3 protein-coding genes are annotated in these 4,309 nt (G+C 65.2%); all 3 read left to right on the top strand.

From position 1 onward, the window contains the following. A partial coding sequence (locus NZM16_RS10395; protein ID WP_295480275.1) for a site-2 protease family protein occupies positions 1-1,074 on the top strand: 1,074 nt, incomplete at its 5' end. 76 nt (positions 1,075-1,150) lie between these two features. After that, positions 1,151-2,887 (top strand): alkaline phosphatase family protein, encoded by a 1,737-nt coding sequence (locus NZM16_RS10400; RefSeq protein WP_295451461.1) that lies wholly within the window; start codon positions 1,151-1,153, stop codon positions 2,885-2,887. A 345-nt stretch (positions 2,888-3,232) separates the two neighbouring features. Next, positions 3,233-4,138: a SurA N-terminal domain-containing protein gene (locus tag NZM16_RS10405; RefSeq protein WP_295451459.1), complete on the top strand. Its 906-nt coding sequence runs from the start codon at positions 3,233-3,235 to the stop codon at positions 4,136-4,138. Positions 4,139-4,309: the final 171 nt, after the last annotated feature.

Raw genomic sequence — 4,309 nt, forward strand, 5'->3', positions numbered from 1 at the left:
AACCTCCTTTTGGGAGGGTTCAATCTCCTGCCGATCTTCCCCATGGATGGCGGCCGGATCCTGCGGAGCTTGCTGGCGATGGGGCTGGGCGAGGGCCGGGGAACCCAGCTGGCGCTGCTGGGGATCGCGGTGGCAGGCGCCGGGGCGCTCGGGGGATGGCAGGAGGCCCTTCGCCAGGGGCTCTGGTGGGGGCTTCTGTTCGGCCTGGTGCTGCTGCATGAGCTCGGCCATCTGCTGGCCGCCCGCTTGCTCCGGACGCCGGTGACCTCCGTGGTTCTCTGGCCGCTGGGCGGGTTCACCGCGGTGCGCCTGCCGCCCGGTCGCTTTGGCGCGGAGTTCGTTATCGCCCTCGCCGGCCCAGCGGTGAACCTCCTCATCGCGTTGAGCCTGAGCGCCCTGGGGCTGGGCGGAATCCCCCGGGAAGCGGAGGGAGGACGCTGGGGATTCTGGTCCACTCTGTGGCTTTTAAACCTCCTTTTGGGAGGGTTCAATCTCCTGCCGATCTTCCCCATGGATGGCGGCCGGATCCTGCGGAGCTTGCTGGCGATGGGGCTGGGCGAGGGCCGGGGAACCCAGCTGGCGCTGCGAATGGGACAGGCGGGGGCGATCGGCATCAGCGGCCTGGCGATCTGGCAGTTTATGAACCGTGATCCGGGCGGGCTGGTGACGATGACGGTGGCGATGTGGTTGTTCAGCCAGGCCTTACAGGAGGCTCGACAGTTCAGCCGCCAGGAGCGCCTGCGGCGGATCCCAGTGGCTCCCTATCCGCAACCACTGCGGATCGCGGTGAACGACCGGGTCGCGCTTCCAGCTGCTCGCCGGCTGCTGGCCCACAGCGGGCAACCCCTCCTTCCGGTGGAGACCGCTGGCCAATGGACGGAGGGTCTCTTCCTGGATCCAGGAGGATTCCGACGGAGGACGCTTCGGATGGTGGATGGGGAAGCTTCCATCGCCTCCGCCTGGTCCTGTTTCGCCCAGGGAGAGGAGCCCGGTCTCCTGGTGGTCCGCAACGGCCGACTCATGGGCTGGCTCGCCTGGGAACAGATCGAAGCTCTCCTTCGGAAGGACATGTGAAGCGGACGAGGCGGCCAAAGACGCCTCTGCCCGGCTCTTCTCCTGCCCTCTGCAGGGTAAGGGAACGCGCCGCGCGATGAAACCGGTCATCCGGTGGGTTTACCAAGCGAAATATCGCCTCCTGGGCCGGCGGATGGGGCAGCCGGAGGCGCCGCCGACCCTAGAACGGGGACTGGTGTTGATCCAGATCGATGGCCTCTCTTTCGATCATCTTCAGCGGGCCCTGCAGGAAGGACGGATGCCGTATCTATCCCGACAGATCCGGAAGGGCCGTTTTCAGGTCTCGCCGTGGTTCGCCGGGTTCCCCACCACAACCCCTGTGGTGACCGCCGCCCTGCTCTATGGCCAGCTCGATGCGATCCCGGGGTTCCGATGGTATGAGAAGGCCCAGCGGGAGCTCATCGTGATGAAACGGCCGGATCACGCGCGGCGGATCGCCGCGCGTTGGAAGAACGCCGGGGGGCTGCTTCGGGGCGGGGCCTGCTACGCCAGCCTGTTCGATGGGGGAGCAACGCGGACGATCTTTACTCTGAGCACGATGGGCCTGCCGGGTCTGCTGGGAGGAGTTCGGGGCGCCGGTCTTTTCCTGATTATGCTGCTGAGCCCGGGGCGGATCTGGCGAATCATCCGAACGGTGGTCCGGGATATCATAGACGAGCTGTGGTATGGTGTTCGTTCCTGGGAAGCCTGGGGGCGCTTCCTACGAGATCCTACTGGGCTCTTCCGCACCGGGTTTCTGGCCCTGGGCAACGCGCTGCTCCATGAGCTGCTGACATTCGGCATCAGCATGGATCTGCATCGGGGGATCTCCCCGCTGTATGCGATCTATGTCCTGTATGACGAGGCCGCGCATCGGTATGGGCCGGATCACCCCGTGGCGCTCCGAGCGCTCCGCCGAATCGATGCCTATCTGCGGGAGATCGATCGGATGGCCAGCTTCGCCCAGCGCCCATATGATCTTTACATCTTCTCGGATCACGGGATGACTCCCGCCGAATCCTTCGCCCGCCGTTTCGGCCGCCGTCTGGGGGATCTCCTTCGGGATCACATCATGCAACCGGTGACGATGGATGAGACGGTGGAGCCGGAGGATCGCCGCTGGCGGTCGTGGCGGTATCTGATGGCCGAGATGCGCGGCCTGGAGCGGACGCTTTCCCCTCGCGGTGCCCGCATGGTGCGGGCCGCCCGCGCCTATGTGCAGCGCCAGGCCTCCACCTCTCGGGAAGCCCCCGGAGGAACGGCCCACCCCCCAGCCGATATCGTGGTTCGGGCCTCGGGCCCCCTGGCCCATGTCTATATCACCATCGCCCCTGAGACCCTCTCGCTGAGCGAGATCGCCATCCGGTGGCCGCATCTGCTGGACGCCCTGATCGAACACCCTGGGATCGGTCTGGTCATCGGACGGGAAGGCGAGAATGTGTTCCTGATGGGCCGACATGGGGCCCGGATCGTCCGCCCAGATGGCCGATCTCAGATCCACGGCCAGGATCCCCTGGTGGATCCGGAACGCATGGCGATGGAAGGACGCTGGCTGGATCCGGAGCGGGCGGCCCAGGAGTTGGCCCGCCTGGCCCGATTGCCGGAGAGCGGCGATCTCATCCTGTTAGGAGCCTGGGACGGCCGAACTGTCGTAACCTTTGAGGATCAGCGGGGAACCCACGGCGGCCTCGGCGGCGCGCAGGAAGTCGCTTTTCTGATCTCTCCTTCGGACCGTTCCCTGCAGCCTCAGGCCTGGCGCGACGCGCGGGATTTCCACGCCTTCTTGAGTCAGATTTACCAGAAAGCGTCCATGCGACATCCCCTCGCCCCTTGATCCCGGGAGGCCTACGGGGCAGCACGCTCTTACCATCGTATTCCCATCACGCTATATGCAACTTCATGCGACAAGTCCGATCTGAGCGCCCACGGTGAGGTGAGGGAAGCAGGCCAGGCCTCTCCCCAGGGCTCCCGGGGCCCTGGGGAGAGGGAGAAAAAATCCTTTTGGGCTGGGGCGCCCCGTCGGTGCCCCGGCCCCTCAGGAGAGCTCGGAATCGGTCCCCCCAATCTCCCTTTCGTAGCTGGACAAAGCATGAGACCCCTGGGGAGGGCCACCGAAGACGCGGCTCTCAGCCGCTCGAACTTCGTTGCCCGTGAAGCCCATTCCGGAGGAAGCCCAGATATGCGGAGATCGATCCTTGCCTTGCTGGCTATAGTCCTGACCAGCTGTCAATCCCTTTCCCAGCCCACCGCTGCTCCTTCAGCGCGAATGCCCTCTCCTCCTGTCTCAGCCCCAGCGCTGGCAGCGCGGGTGAACGGCACCCCCATCCTTCTGTCGGAGTTCGAGAAACGGGTCGCCGCCTATGAGCAGGAGTGGATCCGGAACGGCCTGGACCCTGCCTCGGAGGAGGGGCGACGCCGTCTGGCGGAGCTGCCCCGTCAGATCCTGGAAGGCATGATCGAGGAGATCCTGATCGAACAGCATGCGGCATCCATGGGGCTCACCGTGTCGCCGGAGGAGGTGGAGACGGCGCTGGCTCAGTTCGTGAGCGAAAGTGGGGGGCCGGAAGCGTTCCGCCAACGGCTCGTCGCGCTGGGGATGACCGAGGAGGAGTTCCGACGCAACCAGCGCTCCGCAATGCTGGCTCAGAAAGTCTTCGAACGCCTGACCGCTGATATCCCATCAGCCACCGAGCAGGTCCACGCCCGGCACATCCAGGTATCCAGCGAGGAGAAAGCCCGCCACCTGCTCGCTCGCCTGCAGCACGGGGAGGATTTCATCGAGCTGGCCCGTCAGCACTCTGAGAACGAAGCGACTCGGGAGCTGGGAGGCGACCTGGGATGGTTCGCCCGGGGGACGCTGTCGATCCCGGAGCTGGAGGAGGCGGCCTTCGCCACGCCGCCGGGGCAGATCGCCCTTGTGGCCACTCCCCAGGGATATCATCTGCTTCTGGTAGTGGAAAAGGATCCAGCGCGCCCGCTCTCGGAAGATCAGAGGGATCGGCTTCGCCAGCATCGGATCCAGGAGCAACTGAGGGCATGGCGGGCCGAAGCCCGTGTGGAGATCTTCATTCCGCTTTCCCCATAGAGGAACTATGCTCCTGGATCTCCTTCACCAAGCGAGGGAACCCCTGATAAACAAGGTGAGGATCGTAGGAAGAGATCGATTGCCGCTGCAGGCGGCGCCAAATTCTCGGCAGGCGTTTCCGACCATGTGGCACCTTGTCCATTTTTCACTCGGGGGTTTTCGGGGGCGGTG

The sequence above is a fragment of the Thermoflexus sp. genome, from assembly GCF_025055495.1.
Classification (GTDB): domain Bacteria; phylum Chloroflexota; class Anaerolineae; order Thermoflexales; family Thermoflexaceae; genus Thermoflexus.

What these genes read in the sequence shown, in the direction of transcription:
- NZM16_RS10405 (WP_295451459.1), top strand. Translation starts at nt 3,233, where the DNA reads ATGCGGAGATCGATCCTTGCCTTGCTGGCTATAGTCCTGACCAGCTGT.
- NZM16_RS10400 (WP_295451461.1), top strand. Translation starts at nt 1,151, where the DNA reads ATGAAACCGGTCATCCGGTGGGTTTACCAAGCGAAATATCGCCTCCTG.